General features: G+C 39.1%; 26 protein-coding genes and 2 pseudogenes. 21 read left to right on the forward strand and 7 right to left on the reverse strand.

Going from position 1 to position 23894, the window contains the following annotated elements; translation table 11 throughout:
- The first annotated feature begins 574 nt into the window (after nt 1-574).
- The 3 genes from QNH10_RS21185 to QNH10_RS13200 all read left to right on the forward strand — a co-directional run bounded on the left by QNH10_RS21185 (nt 575) and on the right by QNH10_RS13200 (nt 2426).
- The gene (locus QNH10_RS21185) at nt 575-952 is read left to right on the forward strand and encodes a hypothetical protein (RefSeq protein WP_430541062.1); all 378 of its coding nucleotides are present in this window, start codon (nt 575-577) and stop codon (nt 950-952) included.
- On the forward strand, nt 889-1770 hold the full coding sequence (thrS, locus tag QNH10_RS13195; protein WP_430541063.1) for a threonine--tRNA ligase: 882 nt from the start codon (nt 889-891) through the stop codon (nt 1768-1770). Before QNH10_RS21185 ends, thrS begins: the two co-directional genes overlap by 64 nt.
- Nucleotides 1771-2204: 434 nt before the next feature.
- Entirely contained in the window at nt 2205-2426 is a 222-nt protein-coding gene (locus QNH10_RS13200; protein ID WP_283731897.1) for a hypothetical protein, read from the forward strand.
- A gap of 498 nt (nt 2427-2924) precedes the next feature.
- Here the strand turns inward: QNH10_RS13200 and QNH10_RS13205 are convergent, their stop codons facing one another.
- On the reverse strand, nt 2925-3350 hold the full coding sequence (locus QNH10_RS13205; protein WP_283731898.1) for a DUF4183 domain-containing protein: 426 nt from the start codon (nt 3348-3350) through the stop codon (nt 2925-2927).
- 553 nt (nt 3351-3903) lie between these two features.
- Here QNH10_RS13205 and QNH10_RS13210 point away from each other — a divergent pair.
- The 7 genes from QNH10_RS13210 to QNH10_RS13240 all read left to right on the forward strand — a co-directional run bounded on the left by QNH10_RS13210 (nt 3904) and on the right by QNH10_RS13240 (nt 8645).
- Nucleotides 3904-4329, forward strand: coding sequence for an acyl-CoA thioesterase (locus QNH10_RS13210; protein ID WP_283731899.1), 426 nt, complete (start codon nt 3904-3906; stop codon nt 4327-4329).
- Entirely contained in the window at nt 4329-4646 is a 318-nt protein-coding gene (locus QNH10_RS13215) for a hypothetical protein (protein ID WP_283731900.1), read from the forward strand. Before QNH10_RS13210 ends, QNH10_RS13215 begins: the two co-directional genes overlap by 1 nt.
- A 94-nt stretch (nt 4647-4740) precedes the next feature.
- Nucleotides 4741-5937 (forward strand): ATP-grasp domain-containing protein, encoded by a 1197-nt coding sequence (locus tag QNH10_RS13220; RefSeq protein ID WP_283731901.1) that lies wholly within the window; start codon nt 4741-4743, stop codon nt 5935-5937.
- Between the two features lie 36 nt (nt 5938-5973).
- The gene (locus QNH10_RS13225) at nt 5974-6384 is read left to right on the forward strand and encodes a CotY/CotZ family spore coat protein (RefSeq protein WP_283731902.1); all 411 of its coding nucleotides are present in this window, start codon (nt 5974-5976) and stop codon (nt 6382-6384) included.
- A gap of 89 nt (nt 6385-6473) precedes the next feature.
- Nucleotides 6474-6992, forward strand: a complete 519-nt coding sequence (locus QNH10_RS13230; RefSeq protein ID WP_283731903.1) for a YheC/YheD family protein — start codon at nt 6474-6476, stop codon at nt 6990-6992.
- Nucleotides 6970-8430, forward strand: coding sequence for a YheC/YheD family protein (locus QNH10_RS13235; protein WP_283731904.1), 1461 nt, complete (start codon nt 6970-6972; stop codon nt 8428-8430). The genes QNH10_RS13230 and QNH10_RS13235 overlap by 23 nt, the downstream gene beginning before the upstream one ends.
- The gene (locus tag QNH10_RS13240) at nt 8424-8645 is read left to right on the forward strand and encodes a hypothetical protein (protein ID WP_283731905.1); all 222 of its coding nucleotides are present in this window, start codon (nt 8424-8426) and stop codon (nt 8643-8645) included. Before QNH10_RS13235 ends, QNH10_RS13240 begins: the two co-directional genes overlap by 7 nt.
- A 47-nt stretch (nt 8646-8692) precedes the next feature.
- Here the strand turns inward: QNH10_RS13240 and QNH10_RS13245 are convergent, their stop codons facing one another.
- Entirely contained in the window at nt 8693-9922 is a 1230-nt protein-coding gene (locus tag QNH10_RS13245; RefSeq protein ID WP_283731906.1) for an ATP-grasp domain-containing protein, read from the reverse strand.
- 165 nt (nt 9923-10087) lie between these two features.
- Between QNH10_RS13245 and QNH10_RS13250 the strand changes: the two genes are divergently transcribed.
- The 6 genes from QNH10_RS13250 (at nt 10088) to QNH10_RS13275 (ending at nt 14763) form a co-directional block, all read left to right on the forward strand.
- Nucleotides 10088-10315, forward strand: a complete 228-nt coding sequence (locus tag QNH10_RS13250) for a hypothetical protein (RefSeq protein ID WP_283731907.1) — start codon at nt 10088-10090, stop codon at nt 10313-10315.
- A 148-nt stretch (nt 10316-10463) separates the two neighbouring features.
- Nucleotides 10464-11312, forward strand: a complete 849-nt coding sequence (locus QNH10_RS13255) for a Mur ligase family protein (protein ID WP_283734639.1) — start codon at nt 10464-10466, stop codon at nt 11310-11312.
- A 256-nt stretch (nt 11313-11568) separates the two neighbouring features.
- On the forward strand, nt 11569-12006 hold the full coding sequence (locus QNH10_RS13260; protein ID WP_283731908.1) for a hypothetical protein: 438 nt from the start codon (nt 11569-11571) through the stop codon (nt 12004-12006).
- 50 nt (nt 12007-12056) lie between these two features.
- Nucleotides 12057-12722: a hypothetical protein gene (locus QNH10_RS13265; protein WP_283731909.1), complete on the forward strand. Its 666-nt coding sequence runs from the start codon at nt 12057-12059 to the stop codon at nt 12720-12722.
- Nucleotides 12686-13387: a YheC/YheD family protein gene (locus QNH10_RS13270; RefSeq protein ID WP_283734640.1), complete on the forward strand. Its 702-nt coding sequence runs from the start codon at nt 12686-12688 to the stop codon at nt 13385-13387. Before QNH10_RS13265 ends, QNH10_RS13270 begins: the two co-directional genes overlap by 37 nt.
- Complete coding sequence (locus QNH10_RS13275) at nt 13384-14763, forward strand: UDP-N-acetylmuramoyl-tripeptide--D-alanyl-D-alanine ligase (RefSeq protein ID WP_283731910.1); 1380 nt, start codon at nt 13384-13386, stop codon at nt 14761-14763. Before QNH10_RS13270 ends, QNH10_RS13275 begins: the two co-directional genes overlap by 4 nt.
- A gap of 48 nt (nt 14764-14811) precedes the next feature.
- Here the strand turns inward: QNH10_RS13275 and QNH10_RS13280 are convergent, their stop codons facing one another.
- The 4 genes from QNH10_RS13280 to plsY form a co-directional block, all read right to left on the reverse strand.
- Nucleotides 14812-15534, reverse strand: a complete 723-nt coding sequence (locus QNH10_RS13280; protein WP_283731911.1) for a C40 family peptidase — start codon at nt 15532-15534, stop codon at nt 14812-14814.
- A 77-nt stretch (nt 15535-15611) separates the two neighbouring features.
- On the reverse strand, nt 15612-15851 hold the full coding sequence (locus QNH10_RS13285; protein ID WP_283731912.1) for a C40 family peptidase: 240 nt from the start codon (nt 15849-15851) through the stop codon (nt 15612-15614).
- 555 nt (nt 15852-16406) lie between these two features.
- Nucleotides 16407-16700, reverse strand: coding sequence for a HesB/YadR/YfhF family protein (locus QNH10_RS13290; protein WP_283731913.1), 294 nt, complete (start codon nt 16698-16700; stop codon nt 16407-16409).
- Between the two features lie 37 nt (nt 16701-16737).
- On the reverse strand, nt 16738-17340 hold the full coding sequence (plsY, locus tag QNH10_RS13295; protein WP_283731914.1) for a glycerol-3-phosphate 1-O-acyltransferase PlsY: 603 nt from the start codon (nt 17338-17340) through the stop codon (nt 16738-16740).
- Between the two features lie 363 nt (nt 17341-17703).
- Here plsY and parE point away from each other — a divergent pair.
- From parE to QNH10_RS20695, 5 genes and pseudogenes are all read left to right on the forward strand, one after another.
- Nucleotides 17704-19587: pseudogene (gene parE / locus QNH10_RS13300) on the forward strand (DNA topoisomerase IV subunit B).
- Nucleotides 19584-22015: pseudogene (parC, locus tag QNH10_RS13305) on the forward strand (DNA topoisomerase IV subunit A). Before parE ends, parC begins: the two co-directional pseudogenes overlap by 4 nt.
- A gap of 134 nt (nt 22016-22149) precedes the next feature.
- Complete coding sequence (locus QNH10_RS20685; protein WP_347178058.1) at nt 22150-22761, forward strand: MFS transporter; 612 nt, start codon at nt 22150-22152, stop codon at nt 22759-22761.
- 50 nt (nt 22762-22811) lie between these two features.
- Nucleotides 22812-23213: an MFS transporter gene (locus QNH10_RS20690; RefSeq protein ID WP_347177886.1), complete on the forward strand. Its 402-nt coding sequence runs from the start codon at nt 22812-22814 to the stop codon at nt 23211-23213.
- Entirely contained in the window at nt 23192-23374 is a 183-nt protein-coding gene (locus tag QNH10_RS20695; protein WP_347177887.1) for a hypothetical protein, read from the forward strand. The genes QNH10_RS20690 and QNH10_RS20695 overlap by 22 nt, the downstream gene beginning before the upstream one ends.
- 140 nt (nt 23375-23514) lie before the next feature.
- On the opposite strand, the gene QNH10_RS13315 is transcribed toward QNH10_RS20695, so the two are convergent.
- Nucleotides 23515-23892 carry an rRNA methyltransferase gene (locus QNH10_RS13315; RefSeq protein ID WP_283731915.1) on the reverse strand — a complete coding sequence of 126 codons (378 nt, stop codon included), beginning with the start codon at nt 23890-23892 and terminating at the stop codon, nt 23515-23517.
- Nucleotides 23893-23894: the final 2 nt, after the last annotated feature.

The following is a 23894-nucleotide window of genomic DNA, read 5'->3' on the forward strand; positions in this document are numbered from 1 at the left end:
TTGTAGCGGAAAAATTGATTTACCACCTTCGAGCTATCATAGAGGACTGCATTAGGCAGGAAACTATGATCGGGAGACCGTTATCATTTGAAGCGCTGTGCTTTTTAGACATGGCGAAATTTGGGTGGCACCACCACCGCATTCGTCCCTTTATAGGGGAAGAATGCGGTTTTTTTTATTTTATATGAAGCGTTGAGAGGACATGAATCATTTTGGAAGCTTTACCAGAGAGCGGGACCTTGGCTGGAAGTCCTGTAGCGGAAGATGTGATTTACCACCTTTGAGCTATCGTAGGGGACTGCATATGTAGGAAACTATGATCGGGAGACCGTTATCAGTAGAGCGCTGCGCTTTTTAAGCACGGCGAAATTTGGGTGGTACCACGACCGCATTCGTCCCTTTATTAGGGGAAGAATGCGGTTTTTTTATTTTAATCCAGCTGCGGGCGCTAACTGCTCGGGTCATAAGCCAGCCCTGCTTCACGGCAAAAAGCGCCGTTTCGCATGTCCGTCTTATGCCTGTCGCAGCTGAGCAAGCGCCCTTAGCTTTTTATATAAAAAAAGGAGGAATTACAATGTCAGTACAACTGGAGATCGAAAAAAGGAATCATCGAAAATTAGGTCAAGAACTTGAATTGTTTATGGCGTCAGAGGAAGCGCCGGGCATGCCGTTTTATTTACCAAAAGGGATGGTTTTGAGGAATGAGTTGGAGCAATTTTGGAAACGGAAGCATCAGGAAGCGGGCTATGAAGAGATTAAAACACCAATCATGATGAAGCAAGGATTATGGGAACAATCCGGCCATTGGGATCATTATCATGAGAACATGTATTTTTCGGATGTGGATGAACAGCAGTATGCATTGAAACCGATGAATTGTCCGGTGCGATGCTTGTATTTAATCATAAACGGAGAAGTTATCGAGAACTTCCAATTCGATACGCAGAATTAGGATTGGTACACCGCCACGAATTATCAGGCTCCTTGAATGGACTATTGCGAGTACGTGCATTTACACAAGACGATGCACATTTATTCGTTCGGAAAGATCAAATTCAACGGGAAGTAGATCATGTATTGAATTTGATTGACGACATCTATTCGAAATTCGGTTTCAGTTATGAAGTCGAATTATCGACAAGACCGGAAAATTATATGGGCTCCATTGATTTATGGGATAAAGCGGAACAGTCATTGGAAGAGGTGTTGAAACAGCGGGGAATGGCTTATCGTATTAACGAAGGGGATGGAGCATTTTATGGTCCGAAAATCGATTTTCACATTTTGGATTCGTTAGGACGGAGCTGGCAATGCGGAACTGTGCAACTGGATTTCCAAATGCCGGAGAAGTTCAATTGCCGATATATTAATGAACAGAATGAACTTGAATTTCCAATCATTATCCATAGGGCGATTTTCGGCTCCGTAGAGAGGTTCCTTGCAATTTTGGTTGAGCACTATGCGGGAGAGTTCCCATTATGGCTCGCACCGGAGCAAGTAAGAATCATTCCGATTGCCGATAAGCATGTTGCTTATGCTGAAGAAGTAAAGAAGGCGCTTGCTGCAAATGGGTACCGAGTAAAAGTGGATGATCGAGCTGAAAAGATGGGGTTGAAAATCAGGGAATCGGAGAAACAGAAGGTTCCTTATATGATGATTGTTGGAGATCAGGAAGTTGAAAAACAAATGGTTTCTGTTCGGAAGCGGAAAGAAGGGGACCTTGGTCAGCTGCTCATTGATGAAGTCTTGAATTTATTAAAAGTGGAATAATAAAAGAGTGCTGACATGAGCACCCTTTCCTTATTAACCTCGTGCAATGCACAATTGTTCGCTAACGCACCGATTAAACAGTCTTGGAAACTTTTTCAATCAGTGTATAATTTTTATAATAGCTTTCGGCTCGTGCCTGGAAATATAACAGACGGGTATGTTGCATACGGTAATTGGCGGGTATCCTAATTCATTTAAACCCGTTTGACATCCATGTAGCGCAAAATCAGCGCCACGCAAGATGAAAATGTGTGCAGAACGGGTATTGGATACTACAGCTGGGAGAGGAAAGTTTGATCACCTATGGTGCCATAGAGCCTATCCGTTAGTCTGACTCCAACGACTACGGTGCGTTAACGAAATTCGATACCATAGAAGAGCGTGTTAGAAAACATAATCGGATTCAAAAGGTTTAAGAAGGAGCGAAAGTCAAATTGGGCTCTGTTGTCTCCGACGTCATGGGCGTCTCTGCTCTTGATATGCTTCGTACCATCGCCGCTGGCGTAGAAAATCTAGAAAAAGTTAGCGGGGTTCACTCGCCGAACAATGAAAAAAAAAGGGCTGAACTTGAACTCGTTCTTCGTGGGTATATCAATCAACATAAACGGTTAATGATAAAAACCATTCTCACTCATATTGATTTTCAAACTGATTAGGTTGCGTTGCTAAACCAAGAGGTGGCTACTAGACCATCCTCCCATCAGGAAGATATTGAAAGGTTGGATTCTATTCCCGATATTGCCACTCGTATGGCTAAACAGATTCTAGTAAAAGTCGGAACTGATGTGGGAGACCAATTTCCCAATGCGGCTCACAACAAGGGGTAACTATTTTCAGAAGTTTTGGATACGGATTCTTTACTCTTAATAAATTGAAGACCGCAGTAGACCACCCTACACCTGCATTTACATTTGAAAAAACCAATCCGAGAATTGGCGAGTTATATATCTTCCATATATAGATTGACGCCCGGTTCTACATTGACAAAATTTCCAATAACGATCCTCCGTAATTATAATGACTTCGCCTAAAAGATATTCATCTGTATGTATACGAGCCCTGCTCCTTTACCAGGTAAGTAAAAAGAAACCCATCAAATTTGATTTGATAAGGTTCAAATACAACTGTGTGACAAACCCAGTTGGTGTACTATTTTATATTGCAGCAGTAGAGAATCCCAAAGATTCTATAATGATTGGCGTTCCAGCAAATATTGTTGCAGCTACCGGTTCAATAGTCAGTGCATCTGGAGTTACAGAATATATCCCACCTTCTTGCATCATAGCATTGATGTAAATATTAACGTATCCATTAGGATTGTAGATTGTAAATTCTGTTATTGGATTACTATTATCATCAGTAAACAAATTGGCTGGGAGGGTTGCTCCGTTTGTTAGATTTATATCTTCTGTAACAATATAGAAATACCTATTTATTGTTGGAATAATCGCCTGATCAGGGACAATGACAGGTGGAAAAGGAACAGAAGGTGTAGTCCTAGCTATTATACGTGGCCAATAAAATCTTCTGTTTTCACAACAATAGTTGCAATTAAATTTTCTGGGATTTATTTTATTCATGGTAATTTGTCACCACCTCTAGAATTACTCTGACCTAAACCAAAGTCGTTTCATTTTGATTGTCTTAATAGCTCCTCCACTACTAACATATGAATTGAAATTGGAATGAGATGGAGGTATGTCTATAGGTCATAGAAAATCTACTGATTTTTCAAACAAAAGTTACTGAAAAGATCCGGAACACGGCCCAAATAAAAAAAAACCTTATCAAGTATTATTTGATGAGGTTTCCTCGAATGGAGCATTCCGGGTTCGAGCCGATGCCCTCATACTGCCAACTTGAAACTGAAATATTGGCAATGCACTTCAAAACCTTGTCATATCAACACTTCCAACAGCCCCCTTGACAATCTATCTCTATATTACCATATACATTCTTCCTTGAGCGCGGGATGTGCAACTGTGATGAGGAATACGCTTTTATGGGCGCAGAACACATTTTTGAGTATGTAGCAAATGTATATGGTAGTGTCTGCCAAATTCCGTTATTAGTAAGTTCCAAGGTCAGCAATAATTACCTCTCTTTTGTATAATGTTCAAGAGAGGTGATTACATGTTTATCAGTGAAAAAGAAATAGAAATCAGGTATGCTGAAACCGACCAGATGGGGGTCGTCTATCACGCGAATTACTTAGTCTGGATGGAAATCGGGCGAACAAGCCTGATACAGGATTTAGGCTTTACATATGCGGGTCTTGAAGCGGAAGGCTATCTTTCTCCAGTTATTGACTTATCAATCCAATATAAGGCTGCTATGCGGTATGGACAAAAGGCGACCGTGCGTACATGGGTTGAGTCGCATGGAAAGCTCCGGACGGTATACGGCTATGAAATTCTTCATGAAGATGGAACTGTTGCGGCAACCGCCACTTCCGAACATATTTTAGTGAAAAGGGAAAGTTTCAGACCGGTTTCATTGCGAAAAATTGATCCTGCATGGGATGCTAAGTATATGGAAATCTGCCGGGTGACAGACTGATGGCGTTCGGTATCAATCGTGCTGAGTTGAAAGCTTGGAAGGAAAAAGTCCGGAAAGGCGAGATTGCTTTTCTTACCCATTATTGGCTTGATGATCGATTTCCGGGCTGTAAAACCGTGACAAAAGCGGGTTGTACGGATCTTGATAAATTGATTGAATGGGGAAAAACATATGGGTTAAAGCCTGAATGGATCGACTACCGGGAAGACTATCCCCATTATGATTTATTCGGCAAAATTGAACTGAAAGCATTACTCGATGCTGGGTTATTTGAACAAGTAAATCGATTTAATCTAATGGATAAGCATGAGGGATAGCCCTTCATGCTTATTTACTTTGCCTAAAGCGAACTCCTGCAATTGCATACAACTAATAGTAGGGGAATGTCTTGAGGAAGAGGGTGCCGTAGAGATGGAAACAATTCTATTTATCGGATCCGCGACTTCCGGTTCAAGTATGGATGCGATTGAAGCTGCCAATCGATTAGGCTATCGAACCCTATTAATGACAAATCGCAAGACATTTATCTATAACCAAAACGATTTTCCTTTCCTTAATAAAGTAATTCACTTGAATGTTATGGATGAAAATACTATACGGAAACAAATTATTGAGTCCATAAATATAGAATATACCCTCCAAGCGATCATCAGCTTTATAGATCCATATACCTCGTTAGCTGCAAGACTTTCCAATGAGTTTTGCAATTCCTCCATCTCATCCGATGCTCTACAAATAATTGAAGATAAATCCAGTACACGCGAAGTTTTAAAAGATCATCCTGCAACTTGTGAATTTGAAATAATAAATGGAAAACAGTTAATCCATTCATCCATGAAATATCCTTTCGTGTTGAAAAAACCAGTTTCCAATGGTTCAAAAGACGTTTATTTAATTGAAAGTGAAGAGTACTTTGATATTGCGTTTAAAAAATTGGCAACACAAAATCCAGTAATCATTGAAGAATTTGTAGATGGAGACCAATACGTCATTGAACTCCTTGTTTGTAAAGGTTTTCCAATGATTGCCGCGATTATAAAGCAGGAAATAACAATGGAGTATACATTCATCGTAACGGGTTATGAAGTAGTCATCAAAATGGACGAAACAATCTACCGTGATTTACGGAAATCCGTCATTTCAATCCTTGGAGAAATTGGGTTAGACCATGGTGCTTGCCATCTTGAAATGCGTCATTCAAGAAAGGGATGGAAGTTGATAGAGATTAATCCAAGGATCTCTGGTGGTGCTATGAACCGAATGATCTTTGAAGCGTTTGGCATCAATCTCGTTCAGGAGACGATCAAACTTTATCTTGGAAAGGAACCGGATCTCCTTAGAATAAAATGCCAGCCGGTCTATACATCTTTTATTACGATTAATAGCTATGGGATTTTACTCGAGATTGAAGGGGAAAAAGAAGCAGTTTCATCTTCCGGAGTTGTCGACATCCATCTAAGGCCGGTAATCGGAACTATGATGATGCCGCCTATATCGATGGGGCAGCGGTATGGCTATGTAATGGCAATAGGTGATACTTCAGTTGAAGCAAAGGAAAGGGCGGAATTGGCTGTTAGGTATATAAAATTCTATGTTGAACTGATATGAAGCCTTAGACAATCTACATAAAGGGAGGGGAAAAAGATGACGAAATGCTGTATTTGCAATGTTATGAAGGCACTTTGGGAGGAGCAGAAGTTGCTATCTGAATTTTGGAAAGGCTTCAAGTTTGTTCATATGCCCAAATGTAAGGATACGATTCCATTTACGTTACAGTCGTCGGACAATTTCGACTATTTTACAGCGATTATTGACAGCGGGACGACTCCTTATTTTAGATTAGAAAAAATTGATGAATCAAGTTGCTGCGCTCAATTGAGATTGCTCAAACCAGTCGATTTTAAAGGCAGGCTCGCATTAACTGAAAAAGATCTTTACGCATTGAAAAAAACATCCCACTGCATCCACGTAGATCTTTGCTGCTTCTGCGCATTCACTCCACTTTCCACAGACCTACTTGACAGACCTCTACCAATTATCGAATCAAAAACCTGAAAACTAAATCCTGTTTTGTAAACTCCTGTCCTTATCGTTCTACATTCAAATGAATGTATTATATAGAGCCACTAAAAAGGAGATAGACTATGATAACAATAGGAATGTTACATCATCGGAAAGAGCCGGAAACTGTTATGAAGGCGTATGCATTTGCTGCGGTAGCTGAAGCCGAGGGTGCGAAGTTTTTTTACTTTTCTCCGGGGGAAGTAAACTTAGTAAATCGAACAATCAGAGGACAAGTGTATGAAAAAGGAAAATGGCAAACGAAAATAATGCCATTTCCGAATGTCATCTACAATGCGGGTAGCCCCGAAAAACTATCTAAATCAAAAGAAATCATCAATCAATTAAGAAAAGAAATCCCTTTTACAACCTATTCAATCGGAAATAAATGGAGTGTCAATCGTCGTCTAAAAGAGGCGAAGGACTTCGCCAGTTATCTAATACCAACCGAAGTCATCAAAGATTCAGATCACTTCATGACATTCATTGCAGCATTTGAAAAAGTCGTCATAAAACCGATTGATGGGCGAAAAAGGGAAAGGTATCTTTTTCATCATACAGGAAGTCAACCGTTTTTCAGTGCGAGGGGATGGGTCGAATAAGAATTATACAGTTGCACAATTAAATGCATTCATCAAACAGAAATTGTCACAAGGTACTTTCATCATCCAGCCCTATATCGAATCGGTCACAAAATCTGGGCAAGTGTTTGACTTCAGATTGCATGTTCAAAAAAATGGCGAAGGTGAATGGGTAATTACGACAATTTATCCACGTGTTGCTCCGAAAGGTTCAATTATTGCAAATATAAATAGTGGCGGCTATACGAATTATTTGGAGCCTTTCTTGGAACAGGAATTTAAGGATGATGCATTTAATATTAAAAAGAAATTGGAGTATTTCTCTCTGTCACTCGCAAAACATTTAGATGAACTTCAAATAGAGAAATATGGAGAAGTGATTGACGAAATAGGTATTGATATCGGAATGGATCAAGACCTGAAGCTATGGATTTATGAAGTGAACTGGCGTCCAGGGTGCCCTCCTGCATTCTATTTGGAATTGGATGTTGTAAAAAACACGATAAAGTATGCAATGTATATCGCCAATAATCAACAAGCCATCCAACAGAAAATTAGGGCAGCAAAACGTAGAGGGGCAAAGAAGGAGCAAGGTACCCCTATTATCGCCATTACAGGAAGTGCAGGTAAAACGACGACAAAAGCATTTTTATCATCCATTCTCTCAAAAAAGTGGAATGTCTTTGAGTCAAAAGATTATTGGAATACGACGGAGCATACAAAAAAGCATGCTGCGGAAATCAATTCCTCACATCAAGCAGTCGTTCTTGAGTATGGGATGGCCTATCCTGGTGTCATTACAGAACATTGCCAAATTATCCAGCCGAATATGTCCATTGTAACAAACGTTGGACTTGCACACGTCGGAAACTTTAATGGTGATCCACGAGGAGTGGCAAAAGCAAAATCCGAATTGATACACGGGATGGATCAATCGGGAGTGCTGTGCCTTAACCGAGATAATGATAATTCACGATTTTTGGAGACACAGAATTTCAAAGGAAAAACGATAACAATCGGCATAAAGAAACCTGCGGACTATCGGGCATACGATATCAAATATACTGACCAAGGCATGAACTTTAAGATGAAACTGCAAAATGAAGAAATTGAATTGTTCATCCCAATATTTGGGGAGCATCATGTGTATAACGCCCTATCTGCAATTGCGATTGCAGATCATTTAGGCTTTTCACCGATGGAAATCAAGACCGGTCTTCTATTCAAAAAACCACCAAGAAGGCTGACGATTTATAATTGCAAGGACAATATTACGATGATCGACGATACTGTCCATTCGCATCCTGAAGGAGTTCGAGCAGCATTAGACGTTTTGACGAACCTTGCAAAGCATCGAACAATCGCCATTATCGGCCAAATGAGGGAGTTAGGTGATATTCGGGAGAGGGAATACCGGAAATTAGGGACTATATCCAGCAGCAAGGGATTGACTTGTTAATCACATACGGTTTTAGAACTGAGGAAATCGGGGAACAAACGAAAAGGCAAGGAATGCCCGCTCAGAATATCTATCATTTTACAGACCGAGAGAAATTGCATGATTTATTGTCTAATCTGATTAAGAAAGATGACACAATACTCATCAAAGGGGCAAGTAAAACGAATATGTTCGAAACGGTAAAATTCATCGATAAAAAGTATGGTGATAATTAATATGGCTGAATAACAAAAGAGGACTCCTTTTATGGAAGTCCTCTTTGTTATTGTTCTTTCACATGAAATTCTATTTCCTCCACAGCCTTTTTGGCAAAACTTTTTGCTTCTTCAAGTGTTCTTCCTTGCGCGATGACATAGGCGTATCTGTGTCCCATCGATAGTGGCGGTATAAGTAAAGTCCCTTTTTTAGGCTTAATATACACTTCTACAATTCCAGGCGATTTACGGGCTCTATTTTTACCAGTAACTTTTTCCAAAACCCCTTTCTGTTCGACGATAACGTATTGAGTAAATACAAAATTCCGCTGTGTTACAACAAGTGAAGGTCGTTCACCTAAGTATAATTTTAAGGTTTCTTCAGTTAGGTCATAGCCGAAAGCCGCTTTCAGCATATTATTCATCGCACCACCCGAAATTCGGGGGTTTATTTCGATTAAGCGCCAGCCATTTGCTGTCAACCGCATCTCTACATGGAGAGCACCGTTTTGAATCTCTAACTCTCCAATAATTGATTTCAAAACTTCCTTAACGCCATCGTTCACCTGTCTCGGAACGACGGCGAGAACCCCATATCCTGTAATTATGAACCTCTTCACGAACGTTATTTCTTGTTTGATAACTCCCGCAATCTTTATTTCTTTATTGTGGACAATCGCTTCCACCAAATATTGATCCCCTTCAATAAATTCCTCGATAATTACAGCTTCCAGGGGGTTCCTCTCTTGGAATTTAAGGACATGGCGCTCCAATTGTTGTAGATTGGTTGCGCGTATTACGTCCTTTGAACCAGTGGATGAAGCTGTTTTCACAATCAGCGGGAAATCGGGTAACTCTTCAATACTTTTTGTATCCAGTTTACCTCCTGGGTCGATTGTCAAGTATTTTGGGGAGTAAGGAAGGCCTTTTAGTTTATCTCTTGTCCCTGCCTTATTTTCCATAATAAGTGCTGCGTTTGAAGATGTACCATTCGGGCAAAATTCTTCGCATAATTTCAGAGCCCGAGCAACATTGGAGTCAACAAAGCTTGCAATTGTCATAATTTCATTTCCCTTGGATTTCAATGTCAGAATCTCTTTCTTCATCTCTAATAAGTTAGTTACATCGACGTACACCATTTCATGAACGTCCAAATACTCTTTCCGTTGTTGAATCTGCTTTTCGTTGCTTGTAAATAGCACAGTAAAATAACCAAGCAGAACAGCCGCTCTAATTGCTTCCCGACTTGAACCCGATTTATTTGTACCGATAAAAATGATTGTTTTCAAAAAGCCCACTCCTTCATAATTAAGACGACTCTTTATAGGTTATGAAGGAATTTTACCGATACATGGTTATACATCATATGGGTTTTGATAAACATTTCTCCGTTACTCATGTATTTCGTACAAGCTGCATGATAATTGCTGCATAAAATGGTAGAGGAGAAGGGAGTGAAACTATTGAAACCATTAACGACAGGATACATTAGGCATGTTATAAACGGAGAAAAGCTCCAAGGATCTGATGATTTACAAATTCATTATGGTGCCTATCGCCTTAAACAAGTTCGACATTCACATACAATCCTTTTTCTAAAAGGAAAAATCATTAAATGGGATCATTTAAAGCCATTTTTTCCGATTGCAATTGTAGCAGAAAAATTCATGCAATCGCCCCGAATATGCTGAAGACATAACAATTATTAAAGTCGAAAATTTAGATGAGGCATACTGGAAATTCATCAATGATTACCGGGATAGCATTGATATTCCAATCATTGCTGTTACCGGTACTTCCGGCAAAACAACAACGAAAGAGATGATCAAGCACTTTTTGATGGCCAACAGAAATATCGCTTTTACAATTAGCACGAACAATTCCCGCACAGTCCATTTAGCGAATCTGCTTAGTATCGATGGAACTACTGAAGCGGCAGTATTCGAAACAGCTGTGGGAGCGCCTAACGACATAGTAAAAGCAGCTGCTTATTTAAAGCCGACAATCGGAATTATTACGAACATAGGAGAACATCATCTTAACCACTGTAAGACATTGGAAGCCTATATCGCAGCAAAGGGAGAGATGATTTCTTCTCTTCAACCGAATGGAATTCTCATCATCAATGCAGATGATGAAAAAACAACTAAACTTGATTTTAAACAGTTTTCAGGAAAAATTCTTACATTCGGGATTCACAAAACATGTGATTATCGGGCAAGCAATCTTGAATATTCAACAAACGGTATGAAGTTTACACTTGAACATGATCAAAAGAAGCACCAAATGTACGTACCTGGGCTTGGTGAACATCAAGTATACAATGCGCTTGCAGCAATTGTAGCGGTTCACCAGATTGGCATGGGCTTTCTTGCCATTAAGGAACGTTTGATGTCATTTGAAACATTTAACAGACAAATGAAAGTATATAACGGGCCTAATGGATCGACTCTCATCGATGATTCTTGGAGTATTACACTACTTTCTCTAAAAGCTGCATTAAAAGTTTTGGAAAACGTAGGAAAAAGCAAAAGGAAAATAGCGGTGATCGGAACAATTACTGATTTAGGCTCTTGGGGATATGTAATCCATGAACTTGCAGGTGAGATAATTGCCTCAAGTGATGTAGACGTTCTTATTACGATTGGAATGCATGCAAAGATCATGGAGAAACCGCAAAAATCCTAAATCATACATTGGAGGTATATTCATTTATGAATCATATCCAAGCGTTTCCCTTCCTAAAAAATATTGTTGACCCAACATCAATTGTACTTATCAAAGGGGATATGTATAGCGAACCCATTAAAAAAATATCAATGCTATTACGAAAAAAAAATAAATAGTATCGACAGATCTTTAATTTTAAGAAAATGGACAAACACCAAGCTCAATCATTCACTAAGTAATATAGTAATGTAGATCAATTTGAGGGGGAAGAATAATGGGGTTAATTTGTAATTGCCGTGTGGTCGTCGACGGCTTGTCCAAAGATAATAATGTCAAATTTGCAGGTGTAAAATGCAAAATTAAAGGTGATTTACAGTACATGGCAAATGCTTGTGATAATAATTTATCAGCATCCTTTTTAACGTTACATTTTACTGACAGGTCAGGAAACGCGGTAAATCGGAGCTTCGAATTTGTCGCTCGGACAATCACTTCAGTTGAGTGCAGAGAGATTTGCCAGAACTGTGAAGTGACTGTAACTGGAACTGGTACTGTTGGGGAAAACATATATCCATTTGTAGCCGTTTTCCGGGATCAGGTTGCAACCTCAAACAAAGATACCGTTCAAAGCTTTGTAATCACTCGATTCTTTGATCAAAACGGGCCTGCAACAGTTCCACAAGGGTCAATCGTAGCAGTTGGCTGTGTTTAATCATTAATAAACGAAAGCTATTCATCATTCTTCAAGAGGGAGGTAAGACTATGAAGGGGATAAGAGGCCGTTTTGGTCAGATGAAAATGTTAAAGGCGGAACTTGATGCAACAGTTAACTTAGCTGAAATCACAAGGTTTTCGAAAGACAATTTTTTCAAAGCCTTAACCCGCAATCAAGTTATTACCATCATGCCAGTAATGGGTCCTCAAGAAATCAAGGTGGATCCTGTTAATCAAATCGTCGAGTTAGCTGATACACATATCCAATATTCAACCAAAGAAGAAATATATGAATATCTTGCTGAGCATGTATTGATTAAAAAGCATTATGTCCTACAAACGATTCCTGTACCGAAACACTCCGTCCTTCATGTTCACCGATTTACCCTTCATAGAATATCTCCTTCCTCTAATTGGAAAGTCGTCCATCATACGATGTCAGGCGACTATGGATTTGGAAAGACACTAAAATCTATTCCTATTTGGAAAGCTTTTAAATTAGTGGTACATGCAGCTAACGTATTAGGAAACTTCTACTCCAGTTGCAATACGACTGTAATAGAGGTCATGCAAAATAAGATGGAGAACTTTGGATTACCGATTCGGTTCTACATGAAAAAAATAGTAAATGGAGCCAATACCATTCTTTATATAGCAGTAGAGTATTACGCAGTTACATTCCCCGAACAGAACTTTGTACGAAGGAAACTATGAAAAAACTTTTAAACTCATTTCAACAAGTTGTTTTGAAACCTTGTATTGGGCAACAAGGGAAAGGAATTATAAAAATAACAGTGTTAGACGATAACACTTTTGAGATACATGAGAAAAGAACAAAAATAGTCAAAAACAGTTTTTCTGACCTATTCAGTTATATTCATGAACAGTATCTAAATGGAAATGATTATATCGTTCAACAATTTATTAATATAAACAAAATCGATGGTCGTTTTTTTGATGTGCGTGTCATGTCGCAATTGCATGAGGATGAATGGATCATAACGGGCAAGTTAGTAAAAGTAGCGGCAAGAGAATATTTCATCTCAAATCGGGCAAGTAGGTTACTTACTTTGGAAGAAGCTTTTAACGAGATAGATAGTCACATTTATATTGATAAATGTGTATTTTTAATAGATAAAATTTGTAAGGACGCATCTATGATCCTAATGAAGAATTACAACGGTATAACGATTATCGGATTTGATATTGCAATAGATAGGTATGGGGCGATTTGGATTATCGAAGGAAACTATGTTCCTTCCACTTCAATGTTTTACAAATTTGCTGGGAACAAAATGTATGAAACCATTAATAAATATATCGTTTTAAATAAAAAAAGGAAATTATTGCTGTCCGATCGAGAGGAGGAAAAAAATTGAGACCATTAGTTGTAAGTGAAATTCTCAAAGTGTTAAAAGGCAGAATTATTACTGGCGCCGTTGACTGGGAAGTGAAAGACGTCATTTATTACAAACGTCATGAGCATGTCAATCGAAACACTTTACTCTTCGTAAGCCGGTCAGATGAAATAAACTGGGCTATGATGAATAAAAAGGGACCTTCTCTAATTGTTACTGATAAAGTGGTTAAACTAACTGGCGTCTATCCGAATGTCACTGTCATGCAAGTAGATAGCTTGGTGCAGTCGTATTGGAAGTTTATGAACTACTATCGAAATCTTTTTCAAATTCCTGTTGTGACAATAACAGGAACTTGTGGAAAAACAACAGTAAAAGACATGATCAGACATATTCTTCAGTCAACATGGAATGTCCATTCATCTGTCAGCAGTCAAAATGAACCAAGACGCTCACTCCCATATTTGATGGGGATTGATGATCATACAGAAGCAGCTGTTTTTGAACATGGACTCGGCAATACGGGCAATATCAAACATCAATGCATGATTTATCAGCCGACAATCGGGATCATAACGACGATAGGGGTCCATCATTTGGACGGTTGTGGAGACTTGGAAGGGTATATTCGAGCGAAGGAAGAAATTGTGGGTGGCATTAGAGAAGGCGGAACTTTAATATTGAATGCTGATGATCAAAACACAAAGAAATTACGGATCAGTAATTTCAAGGGAAAAATCATCTATTTTGGGACCGCTGATAAATCTCATTTTAAGGCATCACAAATTAAATATGGTATTGGGGGAATGGATTTTATCCTCCATACAGGTAATCGAACACATAGGGCTTTCATCCCGGGATACGGGGAGCATCAAGTTAGCAATGCACTCGCGGCACTCGCAGCTGTCCACGAAATGGGAATGGATGTGAATACAGCGATTTCAAGGTTGAAGACTTTCAAAAATATGAATCGCCATTTGGAGTTTTCTAAAGGCATCCAAGGTAGCACAATCATTGATGATACGTGGACGAATAATCCAACATCAGTAGAGGCTGCATTAAAGGTGCTCGATTCAGTTGGGAAAGATAAAAACGTTATTTTGATATTAGGAGATATTAATCGATTAGGAAACTTCGAGAGACGATACCACAGGGAAATTGGTAGTATGATTGCAAAAAGAAATATTAGTGCATTAATCACAATCGGGAAAAAAGCTGTAGAAATCGCAAGACAGGCAAGTAGGGATGGCAGCACCGCAAATATCATGAGTTTTGAAAATGTAAATGAGATCGGTGATAAAGTGGATCATCTATTTGATGAAAAATCGATTGTCCTTATTAAAGGACCGATGTCAAGCCGTGGAATGATTGAATTTGCTAAAAGACTAAAAAAGTAAATGCTAAAAAAGAAGCATCGATCGCAAATGCGAAGATGCTTCTTTTTCTTAGTTAGTAATTACACGACGGGCTTGTACGTAGTTTTTGGATGCCCATGTAGAGGAAAGACTTTGTTTTTCCACTTTGCCTGTTGTAGATAGGCTGATGAATTGATTGTTGCCCATGTAAATCCCAGTTTGTGTAATTCGAGTACCTTTATTATCAGTGGAGAAGAATAGAAGATCTCCTTTTTGTAGATTTGATTTTAATACGGACTTACCAACTTGCGCCTGTTGGGCTGCGAGTTTGTATTTTAAATCGATACCGTGTTGTTTATAGACATAATACGTGAAACCAGCACCGGTGAATGTTAATGTTTTTTCATTATATACATATCCGAATTTTGCTTTACTCGTTAGACCTTCTGCGAAATCGACAAGTTTATCTGCCGAAGATGCACTTGGAGTTGAAGGTGCAGTCGGTGTAGATGGTGTAGATGGTGTAGATGAAACAGACTCATTAAACACCCGTTTTGCAGTGATATAATGGTCATTATAATAATCTGCGAGCAGAACCCTTGTAATAACACCGCCAGAAGTTGGTATTACAACGCGATGTTCACCGGCATAAATTCCGACTAAGCTTGCGGTTGTTGAACCTGTTACACTGTTAAAGAAAACAAGATCCCCTTTCTTTAAATTGGAACGGGATACAGTTGTTCCTTTACTTTGTAAATCTTTTATGCTTTTAGCATTTAACGTTGTACCGTTTTGTTTGTAAACATAATTCACAAAACCGGTACTTGTAAACTTCTTGGTAGTTTCATTGTTTACTGAACCAATAGTAGCTTGGTCCTTTAACTCATACGCTAATTCTGTAATCTTATCTCCTGTTGTCGGGGATTAGATGAAAGTAGGCTTGGAATGACACGTGTTGCACCGTAATAATTATCTGTGTAATACGGTTTGCTGTTCAAGTCGGAAATAACGATGTTTTGCTTGGGATCGGCCATATGGATTACTTTATTGTCACCAATATACATTGCGACGTGGTCAGGATCCGTTCCCGTTTTTTTGCTTTTAAAGAATAGCAAATCTCCCTTTTCCATTGCCCTTTGGCAACAGGGGTACCTTGTTGCATCATATAGTTTTCATTGTATGTTGCTAGGTCTACACCACTTTTTTCGAAAATGTACATAAGAAATGTTGCGCAAGAGAATTTATACGGGTAAGTTTGCTTGTACTCAGCTGTACTATATGTTGCCTTTCCAATCAGGCTTTTCGCTAATTGGATCAATTGATCGGCTTTAGCATCTACTACTTGTTGTGATTGCTGCGTAGTAATAGTGGCTGCTGAGACATTATTATAGTTATGCTCAAATGTTGGCATTGTTAGTGATGTTGCAGTGACGCATGTGATTAATGCAGCGGATAACAGTTTACGTTTTCATTATGAATCCTCCTAAAATAGTTTTCTTTATCTACGCACTGATAGTAGCATAGTAAAAGTGGGGTATTTGAAGGGAATATTCACCAACAAACGAAACATGTTTCCGAAATGCCTGCGCATTCTGGTCTCGTCCCTCTTCTTTACAAATAGATTACAAGCGAAAAAAGGGGAATTAAGGAAGGAAATAATATAAAAAGCGTGTGGCTTTATGCCATCACGCTTTTTTGTAGGAGTAAACTAATTCATTAATCGATGAATCGACATTGACATGGAGATCATGTTTGTCGAAAAACCAGTAGTCTCTTCTTTCGATATAAAAGTGAATGTCTTCTTTTATTGTCTCTGCTTCTGCCTCGTCGGGATGTTCTTTTGTAACGCCGAGGGAAAAGCCGTCATGCAATGGGCTTGAACCGCCATATCTTGCGAAAAATTTAATGTATTCGCCAGATTTCGCTTCCATCTCATCTCTAAACCAATGTAATGCATCATCTGATAATATGATTTTCAATTGATCATCACGCCTTTCGGTAGATACCTCTTTTTGTTTACAACCACTTCACTTTAGGCTCAGTTCCTGCTTTGATTCTTGTAATATTTGCACGGTGCCTATAGAAAATGAAGATTCCCATAAGACCCACGATAATCATCAACGAGAAATCGCCGGACCAAACGTAAAAAGCAATACAATATATAAATGCTACAACTGCCACAATCATTGAAGATAATGAAACCATCTTAGTGATTTTTAATGCGAGTAAGAAAGTAAGTAGTACGATGATGAAAATCGGCCAGTTATAGCCAAGCAGTACTCCGCCCGAAGTGGCAACGGCCTTGCCGCCTTTGAATCCCGCAAAGATAGGGAAGATATGGCCGAGTACAGCACAAAAGCCAAGAACAAGTGGATGGATTCCTGAATTACTGAATATAGGTATCAGTACAAGAAGGACAGCAGCTGTACCTTTCAGGATATCAAGAATGGTAACGACAAGTCCCGCAGTCTTACCAAGTACGCGAAATGTATTTGTACCACCAAGATTCCCACTGCCGTGTTCCCGCACATCTGTTTTGTAGAAGAGCTTGCCCACCCATAATGCCGAAGGGATGGAGCCAAGTAAATAAGCGCATAGTATTAAAATGAAAATTTCCATAATAAATCCCCTTTTAGTTTCTTTGGTTCAAGTCTAACAGAACCTGAAGACTCCTACAATGGAAGGATTCAAGGTTCCACTGAAATAATTTAGCATGATAGGCGGTTTGTTATGATCTTCTAAAACTAAGTTTTTCCTTATCTAATTGCAATAAATGGCTTTCTTCTATACAATTAATTGAGCAAGCTTCCTGAAACGTTGATTTGACAAGCTTTACAGGAAGCGATACGATAATATATATAAAAAAGAGAACATTCGTTTGATGGGGGTTGCAATTTGACGAAAGAGCAAGAAGTATATGCATATGATGATGACTCCATCCAAGTCCTTGAGGGCCTTGATGCAGTTCGAAAAAGACCGGGGATGTATATTGGTTCAACCGATTCACGGGACTTCATCACCTTGTTTATGAAATTGTAGATAACGCGGTGGATGAGGCACTTGCAGGATTTGGTACCGAAATAGATGTAACAATCCATGCGGATGGAAGTATTGGCGTTCGGGATTATGGACGCGGAATGCCAACAGGGATGCACAAGACTGGAAAGCCGACAACTGAAGTCATTCTGACAGTCCTCCATGCGGGAGGCAAGTTTGGACAAGGCGGATATAAGACAAGCGGTGGCTTGCACGGGGTTGGCGCATCTGTCGTTAATGCGTTATCGGAATGGCTTGAAGTGACGATTTTTCGTGACGGTAAAAAATTCCGCCAACGCTTTGAACACGGGGAAAACCAGTTACTACATTGGAAGAGATCGGCACGACGCGTGAGAAAGGTACTTTGTTACATTTCAAGCCAGACCCAGTGATTTTCTCTACGATTAAATATCAATATGAGATTCTTTCAGAGCGTTTACGGGAATCTGCATTCCTTTTGAAAGGTTTGAAAATCGTTTTAAAGGAAGAAGGAACGGAAAAAAACGATATCTTTCATTATGAAACCGGTATTAAAGCTTTCATTGATTATTTAAATGAAGAAAAGGATGTACTGCATGAGGTTGCATACCTTGAAGGGGAATCCGAAGGAATTGAAGTGGAATTTGCATTTCAGTTTACGGATGGCTATTCGGAAACAATCCTTTCCTTCGTAAATAATGTACGGACAAGAGACGGGGAACACATGAAACCGGTGCAAAGACTGCAATGACGCGCGTTTTCAATGAATATGCAAGAAAAACTGGTTTGTTGAAAGAGAAGGATAAAAACCTTGATGGATCTGATATTCGTGAAGGGGTATCTGCAATCGTTTCTGTCCGGATCCCCGAGGAAATACTTCAGTTTGAAGGTCAAACAAAAGGGAAGTTAGGGACGAGCGAGGCAAGAACAGCAACAGATGCAATCATTTCCCAGCATCTTCTATATTTCCTCGAAGAGAATGCCGAGTTGAGTGCCAATTTGATCCGAAAAGCGGTACGGGCACATCAAGCGAGAGAAGCGGCACGTAAAGCAAGGGAAGACGCACGTTCTGGAAAAAAACGTAGACGTTCCGATAATTTGTTAACAGGGAAGCTAACTCCAGCCCAATCAAGAAACGCAGCAAAGAATGAGCTATATCTTGTCGAAGGGGATTCTGCAGGAGGCTCCGCAAAACAAGGAAGGGATCGAACATTCCAAGCGATTTTGCCACTTCGAGGAAAAGTAATTAATACCGAAAAAGCAAAATTAGAAGATATAATGAAGAACGAGGAAATTAACACGATCATCCATGCAATTGGTGGAGGAGTCGGATCGGATTTCCAAATAGACGATATTGCGTATGATAAAGTGATTATCATGACCGATGCGGATACTGATGGAGCACATATCCAAGTGCTTCTTCTGACATTCTTTTACCGCTATATGAAGCCTTTGATTGAGGCTGGAAAAGTGTATATCGCTTTGCCCCCATTATATAAAGTCTTCAAAGGTGCCGGCAAAAAAGAAATAGTTGAATACGCTTGGACTGAATCGGATCTTGACGCTGCAATCAAAAAGGTCGGACGTGGCTATATGTTGCAACGTTATAAAGGACTCGGGGAAATGAACGCTGACCAACTTTGGGATACGACAATGAATCCCGAAACGAGGACACTAATCCGAGTCACGATTGAGGATGGCGCACAATCAGAAAGACGTGTCACTACACTAATGGGCGATAAAGTAGAACCAAGAAGGAAATGGATAGAAAACAACGTGGATTTTGGTACGGAAGAACATAATATATTGGAAAATGAACATTTGCATGTTGATGAGGGGGATTATAAATGACTTCAACTGAGCGTTATCAAGATCTGCCCCTTGAAGAAGTAATTGGTGATCGTTTTGGCCGTTACAGTAAATATATCATCCAAGACCGCGCTCTACCCGATGCACGGGATGGATTAAAGCCTGTACAAAGACGTATTTTATACGCGATGTTCCATGAAGGGAATACGCATGATAAAGCATTCCGGAAATCCGCGAAAACGGTCGGAAATGTTATTGGGAACTATCACCCTCATGGCGATTCATCCGTTTATGAGGCAATGGTAAGGATGAGCCAGGATTGGAAGCTTCGTCACCTAATGGTCGAGATGCATGGGAACAATGGTTCCGTGGACGGTGATTCAGCAGCTGCAATGCGTTATACAGAGGCAAGACTCTCAGCGATTGCTTCGGAAATGTTGCGGATATCGGAAAGGAAACTGTTGAGTTTGTTCCGAACTTCGATGATACAGAGCCAGAACCGACCGTTCTACCAGCTCGTTTTCCCAACTTGTTAGTAAACGGATCAACTGGGATTTCTGCAGGGTATGCGACGGATATTCCACCACATGCTCTTCATGAGGTAATTGATGCAGTCCTGATGAGGATGGATAATCCGAATGTTACAGTCGATGAATTGATGACTGTTATTAAGGGACCGGATTTCCCGACAGGTGCAATTATCCAAGGCACTGGTGGTATTAAAACCGCTTATGAGACGGGTAAAGGCCGATTTATCATTCGGGCAAAATCCGAAATTGAACCGTTAAAGGCAGGCAAATCTCAAATCGTCATCACCGAAATTCCATATGATGTTAATAAGGCGAATTTAGTGAAGAAGATTGATGAGTTGCGTTTGGATCGGAAAATGGATGGAATTGCTGATGTAAGGGATGAATCCGACCGTACAGGCCTTCGAATTGTTATTGAGTTGAAAAAAGATATGGATGGCAATGCCATTTTACAATATCTCTTAAAAAATACAGACCTCCAAGTTACCTATAACTTTAATATGGTCGCAATATCAAACAGAAGACCAACACTAATGTCTCTACCGATGTTATTGGATGCCTATATCGATCATCAAAAGGAAGTTGTTACAAGAAGATCGAAATACGATATTCAAAAAGCGAAGGATCGTTTGCATATTGTTGAAGGTCTTATGAAGGCTTTGTCAATTTTAGATGAAGTGATTAAGGCAATACGCGCATCAAAAGACAAACGTGATGCCAAAACTAACATCATTTCTAAATTCGGTTTTACTGAGGTACAGGCAGAAGCAATCGTATCTCTCCAGTTATATAGACTTACGAATACAGATATAACTGAATTGAAGAGAGAGGATGCTGAGCTTAGGAAATTGATTGAGCATCTTGATGCTATCTTGAAAAGTGATAAAAAACTCTCTGCAGTCATCAAAAAAGAATTAATGGATATTCGTAAACAGTTTTCCGAACAAAGAAGATCGGTTATCGAAGAGATGATTGAAGCGATCAAGGTAGATCTTGATATCCTTGTTCCAAGTGAAGAAGTTGTTGTTTCAGTTACGAAGGATGGATATGTAAAGAGGACGAGCATTCGTTCGTACAGTGCTTCAAACGGCACTGGTATGGATATAAAGGAATCTGACTATGTCCTACTGGAATCCGTTATGAATACACAGCATCATATTCTTCTATTCACATCATTCGGCAACTATATGTATCAACCAGTTCATGAATTACCTGATATTAGATGGCGTGATTTAGGACAGCATATCTCAAGCATAATTTCGTTAGAACCGAATGAGGAGATCATTGCAGCAATTGGCGTAGATAAATTTGATGATGAAAAATCAATTCTAACTGTATCGGATAACGGAAATATTAAGCTTTCAAAGCTCTCTGATTTCCAAGTTCAACGATATTCAAGAACCTTTAAAGCAATGAATATTAAAAAGGGCAATTATATGGTTGATGCGCAGCTGGTCACAGGTGAAGAAGAGGTTATTTTATTTAGTGAACAGGCATATGCGTTACGTTTTTCACTTACTGAACTGACGATTACTGGCATACGAACAGCGGGTGTCCGTGGCATGAATTTGAAGACGGAAGATAAGCTTGTCTCAATGATTGTCATTCGGGATGAATCGGAATCCATATTCATCGCTACACAGCGTGGATCAGTCAAACGAATGGGCTTAAAAGAATTTGAAATAGCCGCAAGGGCACAACGTGGTTTAGTTGTATTGAAAGAATTAAAAACAAACCCACATCGAATTGTAGGAACTAAACCTGTAAAACCAAGTGAAAATATCATAGTAGCGACAGACAAAGATCACAAAGTAACTGTTGAATCAGGAAGTTTGAGACTTGTCGAACGCTTATCGAACGGAAGTTCTCTGTTTGATGAAAGTAAAGAGGGAACTGTTGTTTCGGTTTATAAAGAATTAAAAGCAGAAATGAAATCCTGATCCGGTGTCTGTCAACAATTGTTAATCTGTTGACAGACGCTTTTTTTGTTGTCGAAATATCGATAGTGACATTTTTCATTTTTTACCGTATAATAATTCGGAAGTCGAAATAAGTTGAGGGAACGGTGAATGGTATGTGGAGAAATCGGAATGTTTGGATTATCCTTAGTGGGGAAATGATAGCAGGTCTTGGATTATGGACAGGGATAATTGGAAATCTGGAGTTTTTACAAGAAAAAGTTCCTTCCGATTTTGTAAAAGCATTGATCCTTTCCATCGGTTTATTGGCAGGTATTATTGCTGGACCACTCGCGGGAAGAATCATAGACCAATCAAAAAAGAAAACAATATTAATCGTAGCAGGTTTTGGTAGACTGTTTAGTGTCGTATTTATGCTATTAGCCATATCAACAGGATCTGTCTGGTGGATGGTCGCATTCATCATTACAATACAACTATCAGCAACTTTCTATTTTCCAGCATTACAATCAACAATTCCTTTGATTGTAAAAGACGATGATCTTTTAACGATGAACGGAATGCATATGAATGTTGCTACGATTGCACGTGTTGCCGGAACAGCCCTTGCTGGTGTCATGCTCGTTTATTGGTCATTAGCATCACTCTATTGGGTCTCAATGTTGGCGTATGCCTTGTTATTAGGCTTCACGATGTTCTTACGAATTGATGAGGAGAAAAAGGGAAGGGGAGAGAATGGCCAAAAAAGAAAAGGGGAGGATTTATAGAAGTATTTCCCGTCTTAAAGGCATTCCCAGCTGTCGGAATGACACTTGTTATGACGATGATTCCTTTATTATTCCTTGGATCTTTCAACCTGATTGTCATTAATATTAGTGAAATCCAGGATTCTTCATCAATAAAAGGGTTGATTTATACTTTTGAAGGTATTGCTTTCATGATTGGTTCTTTTGTAGTTAAATTAATAACGAAAAAATGGAAAACAACAGTTATTTTATTTTTCTTTGCATCCATGGTAGCAGTAGCAGAATTCATGCTTTATTTTGCAGATAATATTGTGATAACTTTGGCAGCATTTGCGGTTTTAGGTTTTTCGTTGGGATGTTTTTTTCCAACAGCAATGGTTATTTTTCAAAAACAAATGCCAAAAGCATATCACGGACGTTTTTTTCATTCCGAAATATGTTGGAAAGAGTCATGTTCCAAATTGTCTTACTAAGTGCAGGAGCATTTTTAGACATATTAGGATTGCAGACAATGGTGATCATTTTTGGGATGATCAGTTTAAGTCTGACGTTGTTATTTTTTATTCAAATGAAACGAAGGAATATAATTTTAGAACACCAAGTCAAAGCCGAACCTGCAGCGGAAATCATCTGATAATCCGTAGCAGGTATTTTTTTTAGGCTGAAAATCCATTTCATCTCACTGTTCCAAGTATACTTCCAAGTGAAATGTAACTCTCTATAATTTATATTATGACGGGGGCACTAAAGAAGGTGTTAAGTATAGTGGTCTTCTCATACCTCTATTCTGTATCGGTAGTTACTATTTTTGCTGCTTTCAACATCGATGAATTTTGTGCTGTATTCGATAACATCATTTATATATAACTCATTCTCTTTTGCTACTTCTTTAATTGCTTCCAATAACTCTTTATCATACGTTGTTTTATAATGTGCTCGATCCTTTGGCCTTTGATCCTTATTAAAGGATATCTCCTCACCGTTATCTAAGAAGTTTACAAAACCGCTTTCTATTAGATAATTAACGTGTGTATTATTCTTCTTCGCTAAAATCGATAATTCATTAATCAATGCTTTACTTATCGTTGTTCTAAATTTAACCCTACTCATATCTGTAGTTTGCTGTAATTTACCATTAACAAGTTTCCACATAT

The sequence above is a fragment of the Sporosarcina thermotolerans genome, assembly GCF_030067815.1.
Taxonomy (GTDB): domain Bacteria; phylum Bacillota; class Bacilli; order Bacillales_A; family Planococcaceae; genus Sporosarcina; species Sporosarcina thermotolerans.